The organism is Pseudomonas sp. IT-P100, from assembly GCF_949767185.1.
Taxonomy (GTDB): Bacteria; Pseudomonadota; Gammaproteobacteria; order Pseudomonadales; family Pseudomonadaceae; genus Aquipseudomonas; species Aquipseudomonas fluorescens_B.
On the sequence record NZ_CATKQK010000043.1, the window covers coordinates 1 to 489 of the forward strand.

The window sequence follows — 489 nt, forward strand, 5'->3', positions numbered from 1 at the left end:
TTGTGGAACGACGTCGCCGGCGCTGACGGCCCCCTGCTTGGCGGTGGCGTGGTGGGCGTGCGCGCCGGTTCGGACACTTCGACGCCGGTGAATGGCGGGCTCAACACCCAGATCAACGGTACTTACGGCTACCTGACCCTGGACGCCCAGGGCAACGCCGAGTACCACAGCTATCCGAACTCCGTGAACGGTCCCGGCGCGACCGACGTGTTCACTTACACCTTGCGTGATAACGACGGTGATGAAAGCACCACGACGCTCACCATCGACGTCAACAACAGCTGTATCAACAACCCGGTCACCCTCAACGGCCTCGACGTGGCGGGCGGCGAACTGACCGTCTACGAAAAAAACCTCACCTACGGCACCGATCCCGATAACCCCGCCCTGACCCAGACCGGCACCTTCACCGTCAATGCCCCGGATGGCCTGCAAACCTTGACCGTGGGCGGTATCGCCATCGTCACCGCAGGTGTCGCCGCGGGCTTT

Annotated in this window: 1 protein-coding gene; it reads left to right on the top strand. The window is 63.4% G+C overall.

What is annotated here, in order from left to right:
- A partial coding sequence (locus tag ACM6IQ_RS22225; RefSeq protein WP_414879877.1) for an Ig-like domain-containing protein occupies window positions 1-489 on the top strand: 489 nt, incomplete at both ends.